The sequence below is a fragment of the Bacillus sp. EB106-04-02-XG92 genome, assembly GCF_058791995.1.
Map to the genome: position 1 here is coordinate 93627 of NZ_JBYTEA010000007.1, position 23813 is coordinate 117439.

The 23813-nt window shown below is 35.9% G+C and carries 22 protein-coding genes; 13 read left to right on the top strand and 9 right to left on the bottom strand.

Features of this window, described 5'->3' with window-relative positions; all coding sequences use genetic code 11:
* Nucleotides 1–35: 35 nt before the first annotated feature.
* Nucleotides 36–536: a hypothetical protein gene (locus AC3WVA_RS18710; protein WP_492322085.1), complete on the bottom strand. Its 501-nt coding sequence runs from the start codon at nucleotides 534–536 to the stop codon at nucleotides 36–38.
* Nucleotides 537–1014: 478 nt separating this feature from the next.
* Here AC3WVA_RS18710 and AC3WVA_RS18715 point away from each other — a divergent pair, with 478 nt between their 5' ends.
* From AC3WVA_RS18715 to narI, 4 genes are read left to right on the top strand one after another with little or no spacing between them, the layout of a single operon-like run.
* Nucleotides 1015–4698, top strand: coding sequence for a nitrate reductase subunit alpha (locus AC3WVA_RS18715; protein ID WP_492322086.1), 3684 nt, complete (start codon nucleotides 1015–1017; stop codon nucleotides 4696–4698).
* The gene (gene narH / locus AC3WVA_RS18720; RefSeq protein ID WP_492322087.1) at nucleotides 4688–6163 is read left to right on the top strand and encodes a nitrate reductase subunit beta; all 1476 of its coding nucleotides are present in this window, start codon (nucleotides 4688–4690) and stop codon (nucleotides 6161–6163) included. Before AC3WVA_RS18715 ends, narH begins: the two co-directional genes overlap by 11 nt.
* 19 nt (nucleotides 6164–6182) lie before the next feature.
* On the top strand, nucleotides 6183–6713 hold the full coding sequence (gene narJ / locus AC3WVA_RS18725; protein WP_492322088.1) for a nitrate reductase molybdenum cofactor assembly chaperone: 531 nt from the start codon (nucleotides 6183–6185) through the stop codon (nucleotides 6711–6713).
* A gap of 17 nt (nucleotides 6714–6730) precedes the next feature.
* Nucleotides 6731–7420, top strand: coding sequence for a respiratory nitrate reductase subunit gamma (gene narI, locus AC3WVA_RS18730; protein WP_048528776.1), 690 nt, complete (start codon nucleotides 6731–6733; stop codon nucleotides 7418–7420).
* A gap of 78 nt (nucleotides 7421–7498) precedes the next feature.
* On the opposite strand, the gene AC3WVA_RS18735 is transcribed toward narI, so the two are convergent.
* Nucleotides 7499–8191 carry a Crp/Fnr family transcriptional regulator gene (locus tag AC3WVA_RS18735; protein WP_000185188.1) on the bottom strand — a complete coding sequence of 231 codons (693 nt, stop codon included), beginning with the start codon at nucleotides 8189–8191 and terminating at the stop codon, nucleotides 7499–7501.
* A gap of 278 nt (nucleotides 8192–8469) precedes the next feature.
* Here AC3WVA_RS18735 and moaA point away from each other — a divergent pair, with 278 nt between their 5' ends.
* The 7 genes from moaA (at nucleotide 8470) to AC3WVA_RS18770 (ending at nucleotide 15370) form a co-directional block, all read left to right on the top strand.
* Nucleotides 8470–9483, top strand: a complete 1014-nt coding sequence (moaA, locus tag AC3WVA_RS18740) for a GTP 3',8-cyclase MoaA (RefSeq protein WP_492322089.1) — start codon at nucleotides 8470–8472, stop codon at nucleotides 9481–9483.
* Nucleotides 9484–9500: 17 nt separating this feature from the next.
* The gene (locus tag AC3WVA_RS18745) at nucleotides 9501–10514 is read left to right on the top strand and encodes a molybdopterin-synthase adenylyltransferase MoeB (protein WP_098346529.1); all 1014 of its coding nucleotides are present in this window, start codon (nucleotides 9501–9503) and stop codon (nucleotides 10512–10514) included.
* A 40-nt stretch (nucleotides 10515–10554) separates the two neighbouring features.
* Nucleotides 10555–11844, top strand: a complete 1290-nt coding sequence (locus tag AC3WVA_RS18750) for a molybdopterin molybdotransferase MoeA (RefSeq protein ID WP_098346530.1) — start codon at nucleotides 10555–10557, stop codon at nucleotides 11842–11844.
* A gap of 44 nt (nucleotides 11845–11888) precedes the next feature.
* On the top strand, nucleotides 11889–12359 hold the full coding sequence (locus AC3WVA_RS18755; protein WP_000149953.1) for a molybdenum cofactor biosynthesis protein MoaE: 471 nt from the start codon (nucleotides 11889–11891) through the stop codon (nucleotides 12357–12359).
* The gene (gene moaD / locus AC3WVA_RS18760; RefSeq protein ID WP_087982652.1) at nucleotides 12356–12589 is read left to right on the top strand and encodes a molybdopterin converting factor subunit 1; all 234 of its coding nucleotides are present in this window, start codon (nucleotides 12356–12358) and stop codon (nucleotides 12587–12589) included. The genes AC3WVA_RS18755 and moaD overlap by 4 nt, the downstream gene beginning before the upstream one ends.
* A gap of 80 nt (nucleotides 12590–12669) precedes the next feature.
* Nucleotides 12670–13839, top strand: a complete 1170-nt coding sequence (gene narK, locus AC3WVA_RS18765) for a nitrate transporter NarK (protein ID WP_000841864.1) — start codon at nucleotides 12670–12672, stop codon at nucleotides 13837–13839.
* 613 nt (nucleotides 13840–14452) lie between these two features.
* Nucleotides 14453–15370: an AEC family transporter gene (locus AC3WVA_RS18770; protein ID WP_098346532.1), complete on the top strand. Its 918-nt coding sequence runs from the start codon at nucleotides 14453–14455 to the stop codon at nucleotides 15368–15370.
* Between the two features lie 220 nt (nucleotides 15371–15590).
* Here the strand turns inward: AC3WVA_RS18770 and AC3WVA_RS18775 are convergent, their stop codons facing one another.
* The 6 genes from AC3WVA_RS18775 to ric form a co-directional block, all read right to left on the bottom strand.
* Nucleotides 15591–16064, bottom strand: a complete 474-nt coding sequence (locus tag AC3WVA_RS18775; protein WP_098521161.1) for a precorrin-2 dehydrogenase — start codon at nucleotides 16062–16064, stop codon at nucleotides 15591–15593.
* Nucleotides 16057–16767 carry a sirohydrochlorin chelatase gene (locus AC3WVA_RS18780; RefSeq protein WP_098521162.1) on the bottom strand — a complete coding sequence of 237 codons (711 nt, stop codon included), beginning with the start codon at nucleotides 16765–16767 and terminating at the stop codon, nucleotides 16057–16059. Before AC3WVA_RS18780 ends, AC3WVA_RS18775 begins: the two co-directional genes overlap by 8 nt.
* Complete coding sequence (locus tag AC3WVA_RS18785) at nucleotides 16764–18188, bottom strand: uroporphyrin-III C-methyltransferase (protein WP_492322090.1); 1425 nt, start codon at nucleotides 18186–18188, stop codon at nucleotides 16764–16766. The genes AC3WVA_RS18780 and AC3WVA_RS18785 overlap by 4 nt, the downstream gene beginning before the upstream one ends.
* A gap of 58 nt (nucleotides 18189–18246) precedes the next feature.
* Complete coding sequence (gene nirD, locus AC3WVA_RS18790) at nucleotides 18247–18564, bottom strand: nitrite reductase small subunit NirD (RefSeq protein WP_048528785.1); 318 nt, start codon at nucleotides 18562–18564, stop codon at nucleotides 18247–18249.
* Between the two features lie 15 nt (nucleotides 18565–18579).
* The gene (gene nirB / locus AC3WVA_RS18795; RefSeq protein WP_098346537.1) at nucleotides 18580–20985 is read right to left on the bottom strand and encodes an NADPH-nitrite reductase large subunit; all 2406 of its coding nucleotides are present in this window, start codon (nucleotides 20983–20985) and stop codon (nucleotides 18580–18582) included.
* A 208-nt stretch (nucleotides 20986–21193) separates the two neighbouring features.
* On the bottom strand, nucleotides 21194–21901 hold the full coding sequence (gene ric / locus AC3WVA_RS18800; RefSeq protein ID WP_098346538.1) for an iron-sulfur cluster repair di-iron protein: 708 nt from the start codon (nucleotides 21899–21901) through the stop codon (nucleotides 21194–21196).
* 256 nt (nucleotides 21902–22157) lie between these two features.
* Here ric and exsG point away from each other — a divergent pair, with 256 nt between their 5' ends.
* A complete protein-coding gene (gene exsG / locus AC3WVA_RS18805; protein ID WP_098346539.1) occupies nucleotides 22158–22310 on the top strand; it encodes an exosporium protein ExsG in 153 nt (50 codons plus the stop codon).
* 215 nt (nucleotides 22311–22525) lie between these two features.
* Nucleotides 22526–22735 (top strand): hypothetical protein, encoded by a 210-nt coding sequence (locus AC3WVA_RS18810; protein ID WP_000830253.1) that lies wholly within the window; start codon nucleotides 22526–22528, stop codon nucleotides 22733–22735.
* 95 nt (nucleotides 22736–22830) lie between these two features.
* On the opposite strand, the gene AC3WVA_RS18815 is transcribed toward AC3WVA_RS18810, so the two are convergent.
* Nucleotides 22831–23670 (bottom strand): arylamine N-acetyltransferase family protein, encoded by an 840-nt coding sequence (locus AC3WVA_RS18815; RefSeq protein ID WP_098346540.1) that lies wholly within the window; start codon nucleotides 23668–23670, stop codon nucleotides 22831–22833.
* Nucleotides 23671–23813 lie beyond the last annotated feature (143 nt).

Here is a 23813-nt window from a genome sequence, read left to right on the forward strand (position 1 = left end):
ATTCTTATACTATCATCTCTATTTTCCTACTTAAATTATAGTAAAAGTAAATTATTATTAAACTTATCTATCCAATATTTCTCTGCTGTAGGTATGAATTCAGTGAAATCTTCATATGTACCACTCCAATCTTTTGGTACATAGTTTTCGTATGATGCCGGTTCTGGAAACATTGAATATAGTATTTTATTATCAAAGTTAATTAATAAGATTGGACTAAAATCTAATAGATCTTCTCCTGCATTTTTCCTTTTAATATTTTCAAGTAGTAAATAATTTAATTCTTCTTTAGTTGTTTTATATTGATTAATCTTTACTAAAAATACTTCTACATTTTCATGATCTAATACTTTTATTCCATTTTTTTCTTCCGTTTCGTCATTATCTTCAATGCTTATACCTAAATTTTTATATGCATGATCTAATTTATTATAATCTAAAAACCATAGTTCTTTATCTGTTACATACCATCTAAACTCATTTTTATATATGACGGCTACTATAATGTTTTCTGCATAAAGCGGTTCTAATTTCATAATATACTCCTTTTATTATTATCTTAAAATCCTGCCATTCTTGGTGTATTCTTCTATTGATTCAATCCAAATTGCTGGAAATTCATATGGATTTCCTGGGGTTTTTTGTTCAACTATTTTCAGGATAGTTGCCCTTGATATGGTGGATTTAAAGTATTGTATTTTCATTTATTAACTCATCTAACGATTTAGTTATATCGAATTTAACTACTCCCAAATTACTTCCTCTATTATATAAGAAATTTTTTTGCAAGCTCATTATTATCTGTACTTCATCTTAAACTTTGCTAGAAGTAAGGAAGTAATTTAACAGTCAGTGAAGGATGTGAGCCCTCTACAATGATTAGATTTTCACTTTTTTATATGTTTTCCGGAATTTTTGACAATCTCTTGAACTGTGCGAAATGTCACATCTGAATTTTACAACCTCTCTTATAGTAAGGGTATGTAAGAGAGACGTATTAAAGGAGTGAACAGTATGAAGAAGAAACCTTCAGCACTAATGAGACGTTTAAAATATTTTTCACCAATAGATCGTTATAACGATAATCATACACAAGAAACATATGAAGATCGTGAATGGGAGAATGTGTACAGAAAGCGTTGGCAGCATGATAAAGTAATTCGTTCTACACATGGCGTAAACTGTACTGGTTCATGTAGTTGGAATATATATGTGAAAGATGGAATTGTGACTTGGGAAGGGCAGGAACTTAACTATCCGACTACAGGTCCTGATATGCCTGATTTTGAACCACGAGGATGTCCACGTGGAGCGAGTTTTTCTTGGTACATTTATAGCCCGCTTCGTGTGAAATATCCGTATGTACGTGGTGTTCTTTGGAATATGTGGCAAGAGGAACTGCAAAATAACGAGTCACCATTAGACGCATGGAAAAGCATTGTGGAAAACCCTGAAAAGGCACGTACGTATAAGCAGGCGCGTGGTAAAGGGGGATTCATTCGTACGAATTGGGATGAAGTGTTACAACTCGTTTCAGCTTCTTTACTTTATACAGTAATGAAATATGGTCCAGACCGAAATGTTGGTTTCTCGCCAATTCCAGCTATGTCAATGTTAAGTCATGCAGCTGGTAGCCGTTTTATGCAACTTATGGGTGGACCGATGCTTAGCTTCTATGATTGGTATGCAGATTTACCACCAGCTTCTCCACAAATTTGGGGCGATCAAACAGATGTACCGGAAAGTAGTGATTGGTATAACTCAGGTTACATTATGACGTGGGGTTCAAATGTACCGATGACGAGAACACCAGATGCTCACTTTTTAGCAGAGGTTCGATATAAAGGAACGAAAGTCGTTTCTGTTAGTCCTGACTTCGCTGAATCTACAAAGTTTGCGGATGATTGGATTAGTGTGAAACAAGGTACAGATGGTGCACTTGCGATGGCAATGGGGCACGTAATCTTACAAGAATTTTACGTAGATAATCAAGTGGAATACTTCACAAAGTATGCGAAGCAATATACTGATTTTCCTTTCTTCGTCACATTGAAACAAAAAGGAGATCAATTCGTTGCTGATCGTTTCTTAAACGCTTCTGATATTGGGCGCGAAACGAAGTTAGGAGAATGGAAACCTGTACTTTGGAATGAGAACACGAATGATTTTGCAACACCTCATGGCACAATGGGGTCACGCTGGGATAACGAAAAGAAATGGAATTTACGTTTAGAAGATGAAGAAACAGGTGAAAAGATTGATCCACGTCTTTCTTTACTTGGAATGGAAGATAATGTTGGAACTGTGCAAATTCCGTACTTCTCTGATGATGGAAACAAAGTATTAGAACGTACAATTCCAGTGAAAAAGGTTATGACAGAAGAGGGCGAAGTGTTCGTTACAACTGTATACGACTTAACGTTAGCAAATTACGGTGTGAACCGAGGGCTTGGCGGACAAGAGCCGAAAGATTTCAATGATGATGTACCGTTTACGCCTGCATGGCAAGAGAAGATGACAGGAGTGAAACGTGAGCTTATTATTCAAATCGCTCGTGAGTTCGCACAAAATGCTGTTGATACGAACGGTCGCTCAATGATTATTGTCGGAGCTGGTATTAACCATTGGTTTAACTCTGATACGATTTATCGTGCTGTTTTAAATCTCGTTCTTCTCGTTGGGGCACAAGGTGTAAACGGCGGTGGTTGGGCGCATTACGTTGGACAAGAAAAATTACGACCAGCAGAAGGATGGCAAACGATCGCGATGGCAAAAGATTGGCAAGGGCCACCGAAATTACAAAACGGTACATCTTTCTTCTATTTCGTAACAGATCAATGGCGCTATGAAGATACACCAGTTGGACATTTAGCATCACCAGTAGAAGGCAACTCTCGTTATCAACATCACGGTGATTACAACGTATTAGCAGCGCGACTTGGCTGGTTACCTTCGTATCCAACATTCGAGAAAAATGGAATTGAATTATATAAAGAAGCTGTTGCCGCTGGTGCAACAACGCAAGAAGAAATCGGAAAATACGTTGCGCAAAAATTAAAAGATAAAGAACTGAAATTTACGATTGAAGATCCAGATAATAAAAATAACTTCCCGCGCAACTTATTCGTATGGCGTGCAAACTTAATTTCGAGTTCTGGTAAAGGACATGAATATTTCTTAAAACATTTATTAGGTACAACGAACGGATTAATGAATGATGATAGCGATTCGTTGCGACCAGAAGAAATTAAATGGCATGAGGAAGCGCCAGAAGGGAAGTTAGATTTACTCATTAATTTAGATTTCCGTATGGCTGGAACTGCTCTTTATTCTGATATCGTCTTACCTGCTTCAACTTGGTATGAAAAGCATGATTTAAGTAGTACAGATATGCATCCATTTGTACATCCATTTAATCCGGCAATCGGTTCACCGTGGGAAGCGCGCTCTGACTGGGATATTTTCACTTCTCTTTCTAAAGCCGTGTCTGATTTAGCAAAGAAAATCGATCTTGAACCAATGAAAGAAGTTGTGGCAACACCACTTCTTCACGATACACCGCAAGAATTAGCGCAACCACTTGGCAAAATTAAAGACTGGAGTAAAGGTGAATGTGAACCAATTCCGGGTAAAACGATGCCACAAATTCATGTTGTCGAAAGGGATTATAAAACGATTTATGACAAGATGACTGCGTTAGGACCAAATGCCGGAAAACAGCCGATTGGTACGAAAGGGATTTCTTGGTCGGCGGAAAAAGAATATGAGCAATTAAAGAGCCGATTAGGAGTCGTTCGAACAGATACTATTGCAAAAGGTTGCCCAGACATAAAAGAAGCAATCAATGCTGCTGAAGCGGTATTAACACTTTCTTCTACAACAAACGGTCATATGGCTGTAAAAGCATGGGAAGCACTTGAAAAACAAACAGATTTAAAATTACGTGATTTAGCAGAAGAGCGTGAAGAAGAATGTTTCACATTTGAACAAATTACAGCGCAGCCAAAAACAGTAATTACTTCTCCAGCCTTCACAGGTTCTGAAAAAGGTGGACGCCGTTACTCACCATTTACAACAAATGTCGAACGTCTCATCCCTTGGAGAACAATTACTGGACGACAATCTTTCTATTTAGATCATGACATGATGAAAGAATTTGGTGAAACGATGGCAACATTTAAACCAATTCTGCAACATAAACCGTTCCGTAAATCACGACCTGAAGTAGAAGGAAAAGAGATTACGTTAAATTATTTAACGCCGCATAATAAGTGGTCGATTCATAGTATGTATTTCGATTCATTACCGATGTTAACGCTGTTTAGAGGTGGTCCAACCGTTTGGATGAATAAAGAGGATGCTGCTGAAGCTGGCGTTGCAGATAATGATTGGATCGAGTGCTTTAACCGTAACGGTGTTGTTGTAGCACGTGCTGTTGTAACGCACCGTATACCGAGAGGAATGGCATTTATGCACCATGCGCAAGATCGTCATATAAACGTACCTGGTACGAAATTAACAAGTAACCGCGGGGGAACGCATAATAGTCCAACTCGAATTCACGTAAAACCGACACATATGATTGGCGGATATGGCCAATTAAGTTATGGATTTAACTATTATGGTCCAACTGGGAACCAGCGTGACTTAAACGTTGTAATTCGCAAACTGAAGGAGGTAGATTGGCTTGAAGATTAAAGCACAAGTCGGAATGGTAATGAATCTAGATAAATGCATCGGCTGCCATACTTGTAGCGTAACATGCAAAAACACCTGGACAAATCGTCCAGGTGCTGAATATATGTATTTCAATAACGTAGAAACGAAACCTGGTATTGGTTATCCGAAACAATGGGAAGATCAGGAGAAATATAAGGGCGGTTGGGAATTGAAAAATGGTGAAATTCAGCTGAAATCCGGTTCGAAAATGAAGCGCCTTATGAATATTTTCCACAATCCAGATCAACCAACAATTGATGATTACTTTGAACCTTGGAACTATGATTATGAAACATTAACAAATAGTCCACAGCGTAAACATCAGCCAGTTGCTCGTCCGAAATCAGCAATTACAGGTGAATTTATCGATAAAATTGAATGGGGTCCAAACTGGGAAGATGATTTAGCTGGTGGACATATAACAGGATTACAAGATCCGAACGTAAAGAAAATGGAAGAAGAAATTAAAACAGATTTTGAAAATGTCTTTATGATGTATTTACCACGTATATGCGAACATTGTATGAATCCATCTTGTGTATCTTCTTGTCCATCTGGTGCGATGTATAAACGTGAAGAAGATGGCATTGTTCTTGTCGATCAAAATGCATGTCGTGCATGGAGATTTTGCGTATCTTCTTGTCCATACAAAAAAGTGTATTTTAACTGGCAAACGAATAAAGCTGAAAAGTGCACAATGTGTTTCCCTCGTATTGAAGCAGGTATGCCAACAATTTGTTCAGAAACATGTGTAGGACGTATCAGGTATATTGGGGTAATGCTATATGACGCTGACAAAGTAAAAGAAGCGGCTTCTGTTGAAGATGAAAAAGATTTATATGAATCTCAGCTTACTGTTTTCCTAGATCCAAATGATCCAGAAGTGGCAGCAGAAGCGAAAAAACAAGGAATTCCTGAAGAATGGATAAAAGCGGCACAACAGTCGTCAATCTATAAAATGATTATCGATTGGAAAATCGCTCTACCTCTTCACCCAGAGTATCGCACTATGCCAATGGTTTGGTATATTCCGCCGCTTAGCCCAATAATGAACATGGTGGAAGGGAAGGGGAGTAACTGGCAAGCAGAAGAGATTTTCCCTGCCATTGATAATATGCGTATTCCAATTCAATATTTAGCGAATTTACTCACTGCAGGAGATGAATCACATATTCGTCTTACATTGAAAAAAATGGCTGTTATGCGAACGCATATGAGAGCACTTCAAATTAATAAAGAACCAAATGAAGCGGTATTAAAAGAACTTGGCTTAACGAAACAGGATGTAGAAGATATGTATCGTCTTCTTGCTATTGCGAAATATAAAGATCGCTTCGTAATCCCAACGTCTCACCGCGAACAAGTTGCAGATTTGTATAACGAACAAGGAAGCTGTGGTTTATCCTTCGCAGGTGGCCCAGGTTCTTGCACGACAATTTCTTAAATAGTGGGGGCGGAAACATATGAAACAAAGTTTACAAACTGCTTTTTCATGTTCTTCATTCCTTCTCTCCTACCCAGAAATCGGGTGGAGAGAAGCTTTAACTGAATTACAAGATGAGGTTAAAGAAATTGAACAGGACGATGTTAAAGCGTCACTTACAGTATTTATAGAGCAATCATTAAATAAAACGAACGATCAACTCATGGATGGTTACGTATATACATTTGATTTTGGCAAAAAGACTAATATGTATCTTACTTATATGAACACCGGTGAACAAAGAGAAAGAGGTATTGAATTACTAGAGTTAAAGCAGCATTATAAAAAATCTGGTTTTGAAGTAACAGATAAAGAACTACCTGATTATTTACCGCTACTACTAGAGTTTTTTGCAAATGCAAATGAACAAGACAGTGAACCAATTATGAGTAAATACAAGGAAAACATACAAGCATTACACGTTCAATTAAAAGAAGCGGGTAGTATGTATGAACCAATTCTTGCGGCTGTTTTACTCGCTATCGATACATGGGGTGTACAGGCAAATTAGAAAGGAGAGTTGTCAAAATGATGGATCAATTTCTATGGGTGTTGTTTCCCTATATCATTTTTGCAATCTTTATCGGTGGACATATTTTCAGATACAACTATGATCAATTTGGATGGACATCAAAATCTAGTGAACTATTAGAAAAGAAAATGCTCCGAATCGGAAGTCTATTATTCCACTTTGGGATCATGTTCGTAATTGGCGGTCACGTTATGGGGATTTTAATTCCAGAGGCTGTATATCGCTCAATAGGTATTTCTGAGCATACGTATCACATAATGGCAATTAGTTTCGGACTTCCGGCTGGTATTGCTTCTATCATCGGTTTAATTATATTAACGTACCGCCGCGTAACAGTAAAACGTATCATCGCAACGAGTACAAAGGGAGATTATATTGCGCTTATATTATTACTGATCGTAATGCTAGCAGGACTTTCTTCAACATTTTTAAATATCGATTCAAAAGGGTTTGATTATCGTACAACAATCGGTCCTTGGTTCCGAAGTCTCTTTATTTTTCAACCGAATGTTGAGTATATGACGGGAGTGCCAGTATGGTTTAAAATTCATATAATTGCAGGTATGGGTCTGTTCGCAGTATGGCCATTTACAAGACTTGTACATGTTTTTAGTGCCCCAATTAAATACGTAAGCCGTAGTTATGTAATTTACAGAAGACGAATTCCAAATGAATTGAAAAAATAATGTTGTTTTATATGTTTAGTAACTTATAAAGAAAGCCGAGATCTAATTGGAGACCTCGGCTTTCCTTATAAGTATAAGTTAATCAATACTACAAACAGAAGCAGAGCAATCTTCACAAGCAATTTCACATTTTAAAAATTGTAAATCGTGAATGGTAATCTTTCCTTTATGAATAGAAATTGTACCTTGCTTTTTTAATTCATTTAACATCCGATTTACGCTTTCACGTGAAGTTGCACAGAAATTAGCTAGTTCTTGATTCGTTAACGGTAAATCGATGAGAATGCCATTTTCTTTTAATACACCGTAACTATTTGTCATTCGAATGAGAGTAGAATATAGGGCACCTTTTTTGCCGTGTAATACTAAATCTCGGAACTTCGTTTGCATTCTTCTTAAATGTTCACTAATCCATTTCATAAATTCAAATACAAGAGCGGGTTTTTGGAGTAATGCTTTTTCTAACGCTTCACGCTTTATTACACCTACTTCAACATCTTCAAGACATTTTGAGTTTAATAAATATTTTGCATTATCCGTGAACAACGTTAATTCTCCAATAATGTCATATTCCGAACAAATTCGAAGTGTTAATTCTTGTCCGTCAGCACTAAGTTTACTAATTTGTACTTTTCCTGAGTGGATAATATAGAGTTCGGTTGCCTCCATACCTTCTTGAAAAATAAAACTACCTTTTTTTATCTGCATTTTATATTCAACAGATGCAAGTAATTCCTTTAAATCTTGAGATAATTTCATACTGTTTGTCACAGCAATCACCTTTCTTCTTATAAGCAATACATTTCCTATTTTGAGTGTAAATATGTTGAAAATGCAAGAGCTATTTTAAAAATATAGTAAAATTTCAATGACCGTAAGGAGGAGAGACTGAAGATGTGAACAAAATGCGAACAGATTTGTGAAGAATTTTTGAATGGGGAAAGTGATGTGAGAAAAGTCACATTGAATTTGCAACTTATTTTTTATAATAAAGGCAAATAAAAAATTGAAAGCTTACTAAGGATTGCAGCAGAAAAGAAGGGATATAGATGCACGAAAAAATGAAAGATTCATTAGAACGGCCACTTCAAGATTTACGTATTTCAGTTATTGATCGTTGTAATTTTAGGTGCACATACTGTATGCCTGCTGAAGTGTTCGGACCTGATTATGCTTTTTTGCAGGAAGAGTTTTTATTAACGTTCGATGAAATAGAAAGATTAGCAAGATTATTTATAAGTATGGGAGTCAATAAAATTAGGCTGACTGGCGGTGAACCGTTATTGCGTAAAGACTTACCTCAGTTAATCGCAAGGCTTACAAAACTAGAAGGCTTAAAAGACATTGGGCTCACAACAAACGGAATTCATTTAGCGAAACAAGCTAAGGCGTTAAAAGACGCGGGATTAAAGCGTGTAAATATTAGTTTAGATGCGATAGAGGATCACGTCTTCAAAAAAATTAACGGAAGAAATGTAAGTACAAAACCTGTACTGAAAGGAATAGAAGCAGCAAAGGCTGCTGGATTAGAAGTAAAGGTAAATATGGTCGTAAAAAAAGGAATGAATGATAGTCAAATTCTTCATATGGCTCGTTATTTTAAAGAAAAAGAAATTCAGCTCCGTTTCATTGAGTTTATGGATGTAGGCAGTACGAACGGATGGAATTTTGAACAAGTGATTATGAAGGAACAATTAATAGAGAAGATTAATCGCGTATATCCGGTTGAACCTGTTACACCTCGTTATTTTGGAGAAGTTGCGAAATTGTATCGATATGTAGGGAGCGATGCAGAAGTGGGATTTATTACTTCAGTATCTGAGTCATTTTGTTCTTCTTGTACGAGAGCTCGTATTTCGGCAGACGGTAAGTTTTTTACGTGTCTATTTGGAACGAAAGGAACGGATTTGCGAACGCTTCTTCGAGAAAATATTTCTGATGCATCACTATTAAAAATTTTACAACATACATGGCGATATAGAACAGATCGATATTCAGATGAAAGAACGGCGGATAGTACAAATAAACGTCAAAAAGTTGAAATGTCTTACATTGGCGGATAGGGAGAGGAGGATTTCCTATGCAAGAGCGATATTCAAGGCAAGTATTGTTTTCTAGAATAGGTGAAATGGGTCAAAGAAAAATAAGAGAAAAGCATGTACTTTTAATCGGTGCGGGTGCACTAGGAGCTGCGAATGCAGAAGCATTCGCTAGGATGGGAATTGGGAAATTGACAATTGCCGATCGTGACTACGTCGAATGGAGTAATTTACAGCGGCAACAGTTATATACAGAAGAAGATGCAAAGCAATGCAAACCAAAAGCAATTGCAGCAGCAGAACATGTAAGAAAGATTAATTCTGAAGTGGAAATTGTACCAGTTGTAACAGATGTCACAATGCGAGAAATAGAAGAGTTAACAAAAGAAGTGGATCTCATCATAGATGCGACTGACAATTTCGATACGCGCCTACTTATAAATGACATTTCACAAAAAGAAAATATACCTTGGATATACGGTGGATGCGTTGGAAGTTACGGTGTAACGTATACAATTCTCCCTGGGAAAACACCATGTTTTCGCTGTCTGATGGATCATCCTATGAGCGGTGCAACATGCGATACAGCTGGAATCATTCAGCCAGCGGTACAAATGGTCGTTGCTCACCAAATAACAGAGGCGATGAAAATATTGGTAGATGATTATGAGTCGCTAAGAGGGACGATGTTATCATTTGATATTTGGAACAATCAACAGCTCTCATTAAAAGTAAATAGACAGAAAAAAAGTACATGTCCATCTTGTGGGAAATTACGAACGTATCCAAGTTTAACATTTGAAGCGCAAATGAAAACGGAAGTGTTATGCGGACGGAATACAGTTCAAATCCGTTCAGGAATAAAGAGAAATCTTAATTTAACCGAAATTCAAAAACGATTACAAAAGAGTGTACATGTCAAAAAAACGCCTTACTTACTATCATTTTTAATTGATGAATATCGTTTCGTTTTATTTATAGACGGTAGGGCATTTATTCATGGGACAAATGATGTGAAAATAGCAAAACGATTATACGCAACATATATAGGGTGAACAGAGAGCGTTTCTCCTTATTAAAACGAGGTGAAAAAGAATGTTAGAAAAACGTATACCAATTCCAGTGGCAGAAGCAGTTGCGCGTATAATGGAATATGCCTACCAAGGTGAAATAGAAAAGGTTTCTCTTATAGAAAGCTACGGTAGAACACTTGGAGAAGATGTTATTGCAGATCATGATGTTCCGCATTTTGATCGCTCTCCGTACGACGGATTTGCGATTCGAGTGGAAGATACAAAAGAAGCGAGTAGCAGTAATCCTATTCAGTTTGAAGTGATTGGCGCGATTGGAGCAGGCTTTGTTTTTACAGGAGAAGTGAAAGAGTTTCAAGCTGTCCGTATTATGACAGGAGCAGCAATTCCGAAAGGGTGTAATGTGGTTGTTATGTTGGAGCTAACGGAAGGGTTTGAAGAAAATGAAAAGACTTATATGAAATTGAAACGCTCCTTTATTGCTGGGGATAACATTTCTTTTAAAGGAGAAGATGTAAAACAAAATACCGTCCTTGTGAAAAAAGGTACTGTTATTAATCCTGGAGTAGCAGCACTTCTTGCTACGTTTGGTTATAGTTCTGTACACGTTATAAAACAGCCGGTTATTGGAATTGTAACGACAGGAAGCGAACTGCTTGAAGTACATGAACACTTAAAGCCAGGGAAGATTCGAAATAGTAACTCCTATATGATTGCTGCTCAAATTGAACGAGCTGGCGGAGTTGTACAGTATTATGGACAGTTCGCTGACGATTTTGAGACGTGTTATAACACTGTAAAAAAAGCGATAAAAAAAGTCGATATTTTAATTACAACTGGTGGCGTTTCGGTAGGAGATTATGACTATTTACCTGCTATTTATGAGAGATTACAAGCAAATGTACTTTTTAACAAAATAGCGATGCGACCAGGAAGTGTGACAACTGTAGCTGAGGTAGAAGGAAAACTACTATTTGGTTTATCTGGTAATCCTTCTGCTTGTTATGTCGGTTGTGAATTATTTGTTCGGCCAGTTATTCGAACATACTTGCATAGAAAAGATTCGCATGTATTTCGTGCAGAGGCGATTTTACAAAAAGACTTTCCAAAAGCAAACCCATTCACTCGTTTTGTAAGAGGAAAAGTGGAAATTGTAAATGGAAAATTGCAAGCGACACCAGTTGGTTTAGATAAATCTAGTGCAATTTCTTCACTTGCAGAGGCGAACGCATTTATTGTCCTGCCGGGAGGAACAAGGGGGTTTGAAGCAGGAATAACTGTTTCGGTACTGTTATTAGAATCAAACGCTGGAAGTCAGTGGCCATGGGAAGAACCACTTCGGTCGTACAAATGATAGAAAAATAGATTGCTAACTTATATGAAGATAAGAGGTGCAAGATGACACATACGTATTATGAAGTGATTGATACACCTATTTCAATTGAGGAAGTTACAAACAAAGTAATTTGTCGTGAGTGCGGCGCAGTTACTACTTTCATTGGTACTGTTAGAGAATTTACGAAAGGCCGTCGTACGCTATATTTAGAGTATGTAGCATATAAAACAATGGCAGAAAAACAGCTTGAGAAAATTGGTACTGAAGTAGGAGAGAGGTGGCCTGGGACATTTGTCGCCATTACACATCGCATTGGTACATTACAAATTTGTGATCTTGCTGTTGTCGTCTCTGTTTCTACACCACACCGGAAAGCAGCTTATGAGGCGAACGAATATATTATGGAGCGTATAAAACAAATCGTTCCAATTTGGAAGAAAGAATTTTGGGAAGATGGTGAATCATGGATAGGTGATCAGTTAGAAAAGGTAGCATATGAGAATGATGAGCCTGGAAAGGGGATGAGAATATGATTGAAGTACTATTATTTGCACATTTACAAGAAGAAGTAAGTAAGCCAGCATTACACATAGATTGTGAAAATATTACGGTTGCTAAACTTAAGGAAGTGCTCATTAAGAAATACGACGTAGCGATTTCAAGTGAGATTATGGTTGCTATAAATGAAGAGTATGCAAATGAGGATGACATCATTCAAACTGGCGATGTTATAGCAATGATTCCGCCAGTGAGTGGTGGTTGATTCTTTTCAGCCTAATCATGTTAGGACGTGATCAGGCTAGAGGGAATGAATATAACTATGCATACATAGGAGGGAACAGGATGAAAAGTCCTAATTTTCAATTAAGTTTACAAACTTCTAATCTAGTTATCGGTTTTATGGTATGGGTCATTTTATCATCATTAATGCCTTATATTAAAGCGGATATTCCATTAACTGCGGGACAAATTTCTATGGTAACAGCAGTACCGGTTATATTAGGTTCTGTTCTTCGCATTCCAATTGGTTATTGGACAAATCGTTTCGGAGCAAGAAAATTATTCTTCATTAGTTTTATTCTATTATTATTTCCTGTCTTTTATATTAGTGTTGCCAATTCAATGATGGATTTAATTATTGGTGGTTTATTTGTCGGAATCGGTGGTGCTGTATTCTCTGTAGGCGTAACTTCTTTACCGAAATACTTTCCGAAAGAGAGTCACGGTTTTGTAAATGGTATATACGGTGTCGGTAACGCAGGAACAGCAATTACTTCGTTTTTAGCACCAGTTATCGCAACTTCAGTTGGCTGGAGAACGACAGTACAGTGTTATTTAGTTTTACTCGCAGCATTTGCACTTATGAACTTTTTATTAGGCGATCGTAAGGAGAAAAAGGTGAATACACCATTAATGGAACAAATAAAAGGTGTATATAAAAATGAAAAACTTTGGTTTTTATGTATCTTTTACTTTTTAACATTCGGATCTTTCGTCGCATTTACTGTATACTTACCAAACTTTTTAGTATCTCACTTCGGATTAGAAAAAGTGGATGCAGGTATGCGGACAGCAGGATTCATTGTACTTGCAACAATTATGCGGCCAATTGGCGGTTGGCTTGGTGATAAATTTAACCCATTTAAAATATTAATCTTCGTATTTATCGGTTTAACACTTTCAGGTATTATTTTATCATTCATGCCTAGTATGAACGTATATACTTTTGGTTGCTTACTAGTCGCATTTTGTGCAGGTATCGGTAATGGTACAATCTTCAAACTCGTTCCAATGTACTTCTCAGAACAAGCTGGTATTGTAAATGGACTCGTTTCAGCTTTAGGCGGACTAGGAGGGTTCTTCCCGCCGCTAATTTTAACATTATTATTCCAACTAACAGGTCATTATGCAATTGGATTTATGGCATTATCAGAAGTCGCACTTGCTTGTTTAATCATTACAGTGTGGATGTATAGTCAAGAAAAGCTGTTAGTGATGTTAAAGAATCATTAAAAAAGAAAAAGAGCCGTCCCGAAGTATTTTGGGATGGTTCTTTTAGTAATAGACTTCAACTTGTTTTTTATTGATATCTTAACAAATGTTCGTTTTCTAAAATATTGTGGTTTTTAAATGAAAAACAGAAGGGTAATGGAATTTTATGTTAAAAATAGATATCAGATGTTATTCAATTAAAGGGCAGGTTAGCTCAGGCACAAAGATTAAACTAATTTTTAGAAAGCAAATATATCGAGAATGAAAATAATAACTTTTGAATTAAACGATGACTATTGATCGCTAACGAATCGATAAATAGTCGCTCCTTTCTAAAAGCTATCTATTAATATGTATAAAAATATATCAATAGCTTGAAATGTTCCGAAATTCAAAAAACATATAAAGGTATCTATAACAAGAAAAAACTGCATATTTTTTAGGCCCGATTTTTGGGTAAGGCTAATGGATATTGTGAAAAAGTACACTTAAAATAAAGAATACAGTTAGGTTGATAAGATAAAATTATGAATTTGTATAAATAATTCATAATTTTCTTTGCGAGTCATATTTGATATGTTAAAGAAAAGAGAGCGTTTAATCCAACTAAAATATATGTAGAATGAGGTTTTAAATGTTTATTTTCATTATATTAGACGTAATAGTACCAATATTAATATTGATGCTAATTGGTGCAATCTTACAAAGGAAGTTCCAATTTAACTTAAAGCAGCTATCTACACTTATTAATTATTGCTTGATGCCAGCGGCTGTATTTGTGAATATATATGATATTAGTATAGAAACAGGTTTGTTGCTCCAGATCATGTACTATTTAATGTTTTATAGTCTGAGTCTAATGCTAGTAAGTCATTTTATTTCAAAAACATTAAAGTTAGAAAAAGGAGAAAGTGCAGCTCTAAAAAATAGCATTTCGTTAATGAATTCCGGTAATTATGGATTACCAGTAAGTCAATTGATTTTCAGTCACAATCCAGTGGGGGTTTCCATTCAGATTTTCATTGTGATTTTCCAAAACCTTTTAACTTATTCATATGGGATATATAACTTATTATCAGCAACAAAAACAATCGGAGGTATTATTCAATCATTTATAAGACTGCCTGTATTTCATGCGCTCGTACTAGGGGTTCTCTTTCAATCGTTTACAATTCAAATACCTAATTCTATCTTTCTACCTCTTAATCAGCTTGCGAATAGTTTTGTTGCCATAGCACTCATATTGCTAGGAGCACAATTAGCCAACATTAAGCTTAATTTTTTCCATAGAGTCATAACATGGTCTTTAATTGGAAGGTTACTGATGGGGCCATTATTAGCACTTTCCATGATCTACCTCTTAAACATTGATGGAATTGTTGCACAATCATTATTTATTGCAAGTTCTTTTCCTACTTCAAGAAATACATCAACTATTGCTATGGAGTATCAAATAGAGCCTGAACTACATGCACAAATCGTTTTATTTTCAACACTTTTCAGCATTATTACAGTAACTGTCGTTATTTATTTGTCATATATTTTGTTTTGAATATACGTTTAAAACCGAATGGATTTGAGGCGGTAAATGATGGATGGAAATCCCATTGATATGAGAGGAAAACAGTCTTTGATATATTAGGTGTCGTTTACAATTGTACTATGTCTGATAATCAAGCGGCTTAATTCAAAAAAGAAACCAAAATAAAAAGAACAAACGCTTCTAAAAAACGTTTGTCCAAAGGTAATTACTATTTTAGCTAAGAAATAGATTATAATTTGTGAGTACGAGAAAGCTTTTTTATAAGTTTAGGAAATATAGATGTTAGTTCCTGCTTCATACGCTTCGTAAACGATGGATCTTTACCTGAAGTTGAAATAGTGAAAACATATTCATCATGTCGGATGACGCCAGGTGTGTGAAAAGATGATTCTGTACCATCACTTACAACGTTAACCCACTGGAAATCGTGGGCGGCCTGTTTAACCATCAGATTTACAGCATGTTGATTTGTAGCTGCATAAATAAGGTGAGCATCTTTAATATCATCATTACTAAAAGTTTTTTGCTTCCAAGTAATATAAGGGAGTTCCTTCATTTCCGCGCAAATTTCTGGGCTAATAACGGTGACAAAAGCTCCTGTATCTTTTAATCCAGACGCTTTTCGATATGCGATTTTACCTCCACCAATAATAACGACCACTTTTTTATTTAAATTAAGCATAAGAGGGTACATGTTATACATACACACATTCCTCCATTCGTTCTAATAATGTTAATTTCATATATGTATCAAACTGAAGACAGTTACAAGTCGTAATGTGATCATATTTTTTCGTATGCAACTTAATTTTTTGAAGCAACAACCCGGTAAAGAGAAGATATGGCATGACGTATACGTGAGGCGCAGACGATGTTATCTTCTTGAGCTCAGCAGTAAAAGAGGGCGTTCCTTTCGTTAAAAAGGAGCACGATACTGGCATACCAAGTTTTCGTTCGGCAGCTGCTCCGATTTGTTGTAACTCATGTATCGGCTGTGGATCACTACTACCTCGTCCTACGAGTAAAATACTACTACCTTGCATTGGCGTAGCTTCACGTATTCTTTTTACTACAAGTTCCACCATATGTGGATGCGTACTAAAAGGAGGTACAACTGAAAATGATATTTGTGGAAATTTCTTTTGTAGTTGCTCTATTTCAAAAGGAATATCACGTTTATAGTGAGCTGCTGCAAATAATAAAACAGGTACAATCATTATTTCAGTTGCGCCCTCTAGTATCGTTTCTGTAACTGCATCCAAAATGGTAGGTGTTGTTAGTTCTAGAAAAGCTATTTTTTGAATCCCTTCGTTACGTTCTGTCATAACAGAATGAATAAAGTGAATGAATTGTTCATTGCCTTCTTGCAAGCGACTCCCGTGTCCAACATATACAATACCTTTCATCGTACCACCAAATCTTTCTTCATAATCATGTTTTGTAATTGCTCATCTACATGATGAAATCCGACCTTATTCGCATAGTGTAAAGTTGGAATGTCGGTATACGAGAAGGGAAGAGTAAGAATATCGCTAAAGCCAAGTCGTTTTATTTCTGATAAAAATGTATCAATAGAGGCACGCCCTTCAAACACAATACTATCCCATGAGAATTCAGAAAGCATACGAGAATGCACTTCATCGAAGCGATGGTCAATTGTATACTCATGAGTCATCATGTATGACCCGGCACCAATTTTCTCTTGAATAAAAGCAATTCGATTAATATTTCTTCCTAAATAAACAGTAGTATCGGAAGAGTACTCTGCTTGTTTACATAGTAGCCCATATTGCATAATTTTTTCTTGAGTGGCAATGTTCATATATTGCAGTTGCGCGTGTAAAGAACGAATATCTTTCTGATGTTTACTACATGATTGCATCAGTATTTCTACACTTTTAGCTGAACAAAAAACAAGACGATCAACTTTAAAAATTTCATTGATTTGTTCAAGTGTTAATGTGTATTCTACCTTTTTGAAAGTTGGAATTTGATATATTTCTGCACCGGCTGCTTGTAACTTTTGCACCATTGAACTTGTTTTATTTGTTGCGGATGCAAATAAAACTTTTTTCCCATGTAATGGTTTACGTTCTTTCCAAGCGATTTGATCTCGTAATGAAACGACATCACCAACAATTGTCATAGATGGATTAGAAATATTTTCGTTTTTGACGATAGAAACAATGGTTGAAAGTGTTCCTGTGACAACGCGCTGCTTTCCGGTTGTACCCCATTCAATGACTGCTACTGGCGTATCTTTTTTCTTTCCTGCTTGTAGTAAGTTTTCACAAATTGTAGGTAAGTTTTTTATACCCATGTAGTAGGCGATTGTATCGCTATTGTGGGATGAATTATATTTTCCATGGTCGGTTAAAGGACCTTTCGCATGCCCAGTTAGTAAAGTGACGCTATTACTGTAGTTACGGTGGGTGAGGGGGATACCTGCATAGCTACTAGCGGCGATGCTAGATGTAATACCTGGTACAATTTCATATGGAACGTTCGCTGCTGCTAAAGTTTCTGCTTCTTCACCGACACGGCCAAAAATAGATGGATCTCCGCCTTTTAAGCGGACAACGATTTTTCCTTCTCTCGCAAATTGAAGGAGATGGGCGTTAATCATTTCTTGTCGCATAATATGATTCTTTGGCATTTTTCCGCAATAAATAAGTTCACATGTTTCTTTTGTATAGCGAAGAAAGGAAGGGTTTAATAAACGGTCATATAAAACGATATCTGCACGCTTTAAACAATCTATCGCTTTCTTTGTAATAAGCCCTTCATCACCTGGTCCTGCACCAACTAAATATACATATCCGTTCATCATCGCACCTCATCAATTTTTATTTAAAAGGAAGCCAGAGGAGGCTTCCTTTCGTAAATTACATGTATATATAAATGTCACCATCAATAACTTCTACTTCATACGTTTGAATACAGCCGTCATCAGGTTTTTGAACTTCACCTGTTATTAATGAGATTTTCCAATCATGCAGTGGACAAAAGACGAATTCTCCAGATACAATGCCTTCTGCTAACGGTCCGTTTTTATGAGGACAACGATTTTCTACAGCTCGAATATCACCATTTGACAGGCGAAATAGAGCGATAGATATACCTTTCATTTGTACTTCTTTACCGATTTGAATAGGAAGGTCTTCCGCACGCATAACTTTTATTTTTTCTTTCGTTTGTATCATATAGATCACAGCTCCTTATTTCACAGTTTCGACTTCATACATCGCTTTTAATGACTTCGTTTTTAGTGCTTGTCCCCATGCTTCCGTATATGTACTACGAGCTGTTTGGAAACGTTCATTTAATGTAGTAACCATACTTTCATCTTGAAGTATTTCCCTTATGTGATCGAAGCCTAAACGTTCTGTCCAGTAGGCAGTACGCTCTCCGTAAATACCAGTTTCACGATAATATTGCATGTAAGCTGTAGCGATGCGAAGGACATCATCTTCAGTAGGGACGATCATTACAAAATCAGCTTCGCGTACTTCTGTACCACCATTTCCGCCAATATAAAGTTGGTATCCATTTTCGACACATACAACGCCAAAATCTTTCGTCAGTACTTCCGCACAGTTACGTGGACAGCCCGTTACTCCCATCTTCATTTTATGAGGTGTATCTACCATTTCTAATGATTGTTCAAGTAACATACCAAGTCCTAATGAATCTTTGGTGCCGAAACGGCAGAAGCGAGAACCAACACATGATTTTACATTACGAAGCGATTTTGAATACGCATATCCAGAAGTCATATGTAAGTCAGCCCATACGTTAGGTAAATCTTGTTTCTTAACACCATATAAGCCAATGCGGCTCGCACCTGTAATTTTCACAAGAGGAACATCATATTTTTTCGCAACTTCAGCAATTTTCATTAAATCATCTGCTGTTGTAACGCCTCCGTACATACGTGGAATAACAGAAAATGTACCATCGTGCTGGATGTTACCGTTCATTCTTTCATTAACGAAACGGGAAGATTTATCATCTTCATATTCTTCTGGAATCGCCATCCGTAAATAGTAGTTCAAAGCAGGACGACATTTCGAACAGCCGTCTTCATGTGAAAAACCAAGAACATTTCGTACTTCTTTTTGCGATTTTAAACCTTTCTCGTGAATGGCTGCTACGACTTCATCACGTGATAAAGTTGTACATCCGCACATACCAGTAGACTGCGCAGAAGCATCAAAAGCATCTCCAAGTGTATGAGATAAAACTTGTTCCACAAGCGGGCGACATTTACCGCAAGATCCTGCGGCTTTCGTGCATCCTTTTACTTCTTCAAAAGTAGTTAACTCTTGTTCTAAAATGGCATGAACGATTGTACCTTTCGTAACACCATTACATCCACAAACCGTGTCATCCGCACTCATTGTAGCAACATCGAGTTCACTTTCTTCACCAGCTTTGTGAAGAAGGGAAGCGGCTGTATATTCTTGTATGTCTTCTTCTTTCTTTAACATGCTAAAGAGGCGTGTACCATCAGCTGTGTCACCATATAAAACGATACCGACGACTTTATTATCACGAATTAATACTTTTTTATAGGAACGTTTACATTCATCAAATATTGAAATTGCTTTCGTCTGTTCATCTTCATAAATTTGGCCAGCAGAGAATAAATCACAACCAGCAACTTTTAATTGCGTACCAACGATACTGCCCGTATATCCATCAGTTTGTAAATTCGTTATATGTTTCGCTAATATTGCGCCTTGTTCATAAAGAGGGGCAACAAGTCCATATGCGATACCATCATGTTCTGCACATTCGCCAACTGCATAAATGGATTCATCATTTGTTAGCATATAGTCATTGACTACAATACCTCGGTTGACAATTAGACCAGCATCTCTTGCTATTTGCGTATTTGGTCGTATTCCGACAGCCATTACGATTAAATCACAATCTACAACCTCACCATCTTCAAATTGAATGCCCTCAACATGATCTGTACCAAGAATTTTTACAGTTTTCTTTTCCATGAGAAACTGCATGCCTTGCGCTTCTAAATCTTCACGCAGAAGAGAAGCTGCTTTCGTATCTAGTTGTTGCTCCATTAAGCTAGGCATTAAATGAACAACATGTACGTCCATTCCTAAGTCAATTAGACCTCTTGCGGCCTCTAAACCAAGTAACCCGCCACCAATGACAACGGCCTTTTTCTTTTCTTTAGCGGTATCCATCATAAATTGTGTATCTTCAATAGTTCGAAATCCTGTTACACCAGGAAGAGTGGAACCTTCAACAGGTAAAATAAAAGCACTAGAACCTGTTGCGATAATGAGCTTGTCGTATGTAAGAGTACGATTTTTTTCAGTAGTAATAATTTTTTCTTCTCGGTTAATACTTTGAACTCTTTCGTTTGTATACAAAGTTATTTCGTTTTCTTCGTACCAACTATATTCATTCATAATGATATCTTGCATATTTGTTTTGCCCTGTAATACATGAGAGAGCATAATACGGTTGTAGTTCGGATGCGGTTCATCTCCCAAAATAGTAATCTCATATGAATCACTATTATGTTTTAAAATTTCTTCCATACAACGTATGCCAGCCATACCATTTCCGATCATAACTAAACGTTTTTTCATTTTCGTTTCCCCTTTTTATGTGAAATGTTGAACAAAGGATTATATTTTTATTATAGAAAATCAAATAAGGGGGAGATGTGATATTTATCACATTTTTATAATGATTCACAAATTGTTAAAATTCGGTTTTATGTGAAGGGGATGTGGATATTTTTCGCAAAACGAAAAAGCAGGACATAAGTATTTACACTCATGTCCTGCACTTAATTTATGCTCTTGTAATGGCACGTGGAAATAAAATATTATTTTCTAAATGAATATGCTCAAATAAATCAGATTCTAGAGCTTCAAGACGTTGGTAGACAAGTCGATAAGTACCGCAAGCGCCTTCTGGAGGCGTAAAGTCATTTGTTACTTTACGAAGTTCTTTTATAATATTTCCGGCATGATTGTGCTCATTTTCTAGTTCATCTACTACTTTACGTAACTTTGCATAATTTTCATCAGTTGGATTTTGTTCAAATTCTAAAATTAATGGGAAGTCTTCCGTTTCTTCTTTAATTAAATGCTGTTCTAATTCCATTTTAAGTTCATGAAATAGCTTATGAATTTGAGCTAAATGAGGCTGATTTGCTCCATGGACGCGTAATACTTTCGTCACATATGGACTTAACTGCGGTAACTCTTCATTTAAATAACGATGATGCTTATGAATTACATAATCAATCAATTCACGATAAGAAGCACTTTTCCAATCAATTTCAGATTCATTTAATTGTTTCGTATTAAGATAAAGCGTATTTAACTCTGTAATTATTTCATCCGCCGATAAATTTCTTTCATGAATTGCATCAATAAGTGGCTTATTACCACCACAACAAAAATCTATTCTATATGATTTAAAAAGATCACTAGCTTTCGGAAATTGTGTAACAATCTCACCAACAATTGAAGTTTCAGTAAATGTATGTTCCATATGAATGCCTCCATAAAGTTTAAATGTAATATCTAAATTAAGAATAGCGATAATTGAAAAACAATGTAGTGATTGAAATCACTTATAATGTGTCAGTTTTGAGGATAATAGGAGTGGTATTTAACAGAGTACATTAATATTTTTAATAGACTGATGAACATTTATTTGTATATAGGAGAAAATGGATATATTTCCTATTACATTTTTATATTAAATCCATAAAGTATAATATAACGATTGAAAGGAGGAGATTTGAATGGAGTTCCAATTGTTGGTGACTTGTATATTACAAGAAGGTAATGCTTTCTTTTTAGTAACGAAAGTAGACGATGTTATTACGTTAAAAGTACCGATTACTGCGGGAGTAGCAGGTGTATTCTTAGCTTTAGGTGTACCAAGATGTTCTTAATTTAAATTTCTAGAGTAGAAAGAGGAGAACAAGCCTCTTTCTACTAATACATAATTATTTTATGTAAACTGAAGTATTCTTTTTTTAATAGCACGTTTAAAATGGACATGCATATACTATAATGTTTCATTGGATGTTTGTGATGAAAGGTAGTTTTAAATAGTACATTCAGTGATCTTTTTTTAGCTATGAAAATAAAAGAGGTGCTATTATATATGAAAAGAAGAACATTTGATATTCCAGTCACATTACGAAGAGAGTGGTTTTTAATAGAATTAGCCCATTTAACAAAAAAATATGGAATTGAAATTGCAACTAGCAAAATGGAAGCTGCACCGTTTTTAAGAGATCAAGTTACGGAATCAAAAATAGGGTCAGGGCTCCAATACGATAAATATGATGATGAGTATATAATTGAGAATTAAAGGGTAAGAGCAAAACAAATTTTTTTATAACAAAATATAAAATAAAGCAGATTCTAAATATGGAATCTGCTTTATTATGAAATACTTCTAGTCAACTATCCTCTTTCTAGTGTTTTTCCTACATATTTTTCTTGTGTTATTCCGAAAGATTCACGAAGAATGCGAGCGTAATCTTTTGATTCTATTGGTCGTTTATTTTTGATGCCTTTATAGGTTTCTGTATAATTTTTATTTGTTAATGATACGTGCCCATAATCAGTTAATTTACAAGTAATAGCCCCTTTATTAAAAGGAGATTCTTTATGCTCTACAATCACTTTTTGAATGTTATTCACCTTTTTCTCATCTATTGAATCTAAAGTAAAGGCATAGCCTATTTTCCATTCGTGTGAAGGTTCAGATTGCAAGAAATTTGTAGATTCCCCGTTAGCTCCTTTTCTCATTTCTAAAATGTGTGTACCTTTTCGGGTAGTTCGTTTGCGAATTCGATATTCTCCCGTTTGAGAAGAGATGACTTCTCCGGTAAAAGGGACTGGATGTAAAGGTAGATGAGATGCAAAACCTGCGTCTATAACATAATCTTTATAATTATGATTTAATATGATAATGACATGACCATCATCGGGTTTCCATTTATTATCGTAAAGATCATAAACAGTACCGGCTACTTTATATACTTGAAACCCACAATCCATTAAAAAGTAATACAATAAGGAGTTTAATTCATAACAAAGACCGCCTCGTTTTTGAATTAGTAACTTTTCTACTAAGTTATTTTTTGAGATGTTTTTAATAGTACCAGCCATAATATCGAGATTTTCATAGGGGAGAATCAAGCCCATTTTCAAGAGAATTTCATCTAAATCATTAAATGTTATTTCTTTTTCAGGAATTTTTAGTCGTTTAAAAAACTCCTTTTGTAAATTGGTCATCATAAAGCATTCTCCTTTCTTTTTACAGAATTTTCTTCTGCTCACCGATAGGTTAGTACTTCTAAAAGTTTAATTCAAGTCTGCGAAAATTATCATAATATATGTTTCTGGACACCTTACTATCTATTTAGAAATTTCAGTTTAAT

Excerpts from the sequence above, each read along its gene's own strand:
- AC3WVA_RS18710 (WP_492322085.1), bottom strand. The coding sequence starts at position 536 with ATGAAATTAGAACCGCTTTATGCAGAAAACATTATAGTAGCCGTCATA.
- AC3WVA_RS18715 (WP_492322086.1), top strand. The coding sequence starts at position 1,015 with ATGAAGAAGAAACCTTCAGCACTAATGAGACGTTTAAAATATTTTTCA.
- narJ (WP_492322088.1), top strand. The coding sequence starts at position 6,183 with ATGAAACAAAGTTTACAAACTGCTTTTTCATGTTCTTCATTCCTTCTC.
- narI (WP_048528776.1), top strand. The coding sequence starts at position 6,731 with ATGATGGATCAATTTCTATGGGTGTTGTTTCCCTATATCATTTTTGCA.
- moaA (WP_492322089.1), top strand. The coding sequence starts at position 8,470 with ATGCACGAAAAAATGAAAGATTCATTAGAACGGCCACTTCAAGATTTA.
- AC3WVA_RS18745 (WP_098346529.1), top strand. The coding sequence starts at position 9,501 with ATGCAAGAGCGATATTCAAGGCAAGTATTGTTTTCTAGAATAGGTGAA.
- AC3WVA_RS18750 (WP_098346530.1), top strand. The coding sequence starts at position 10,555 with ATGTTAGAAAAACGTATACCAATTCCAGTGGCAGAAGCAGTTGCGCGT.
- AC3WVA_RS18755 (WP_000149953.1), top strand. The coding sequence starts at position 11,889 with ATGACACATACGTATTATGAAGTGATTGATACACCTATTTCAATTGAG.
- moaD (WP_087982652.1), top strand. The coding sequence starts at position 12,356 with ATGATTGAAGTACTATTATTTGCACATTTACAAGAAGAAGTAAGTAAG.
- narK (WP_000841864.1), top strand. The coding sequence starts at position 12,670 with ATGAAAAGTCCTAATTTTCAATTAAGTTTACAAACTTCTAATCTAGTT.
- AC3WVA_RS18770 (WP_098346532.1), top strand. The coding sequence starts at position 14,453 with ATGTTTATTTTCATTATATTAGACGTAATAGTACCAATATTAATATTG.
- AC3WVA_RS18775 (WP_098521161.1), bottom strand. The coding sequence starts at position 16,064 with ATGTATAACATGTACCCTCTTATGCTTAATTTAAATAAAAAAGTGGTC.
- AC3WVA_RS18780 (WP_098521162.1), bottom strand. The coding sequence starts at position 16,767 with ATGAAAGGTATTGTATATGTTGGACACGGGAGTCGCTTGCAAGAAGGC.
- AC3WVA_RS18785 (WP_492322090.1), bottom strand. The coding sequence starts at position 18,188 with ATGAACGGATATGTATATTTAGTTGGTGCAGGACCAGGTGATGAAGGG.
- nirD (WP_048528785.1), bottom strand. The coding sequence starts at position 18,564 with ATGATACAAACGAAAGAAAAAATAAAAGTTATGCGTGCGGAAGACCTT.
- nirB (WP_098346537.1), bottom strand. The coding sequence starts at position 20,985 with ATGAAAAAACGTTTAGTTATGATCGGAAATGGTATGGCTGGCATACGT.
- ric (WP_098346538.1), bottom strand. The coding sequence starts at position 21,901 with ATGGAACATACATTTACTGAAACTTCAATTGTTGGTGAGATTGTTACA.
- exsG (WP_098346539.1), top strand. The coding sequence starts at position 22,158 with ATGGAGTTCCAATTGTTGGTGACTTGTATATTACAAGAAGGTAATGCT.
- AC3WVA_RS18810 (WP_000830253.1), top strand. The coding sequence starts at position 22,526 with ATGAAAAGAAGAACATTTGATATTCCAGTCACATTACGAAGAGAGTGG.
- AC3WVA_RS18815 (WP_098346540.1), bottom strand. The coding sequence starts at position 23,670 with ATGATGACCAATTTACAAAAGGAGTTTTTTAAACGACTAAAAATTCCT.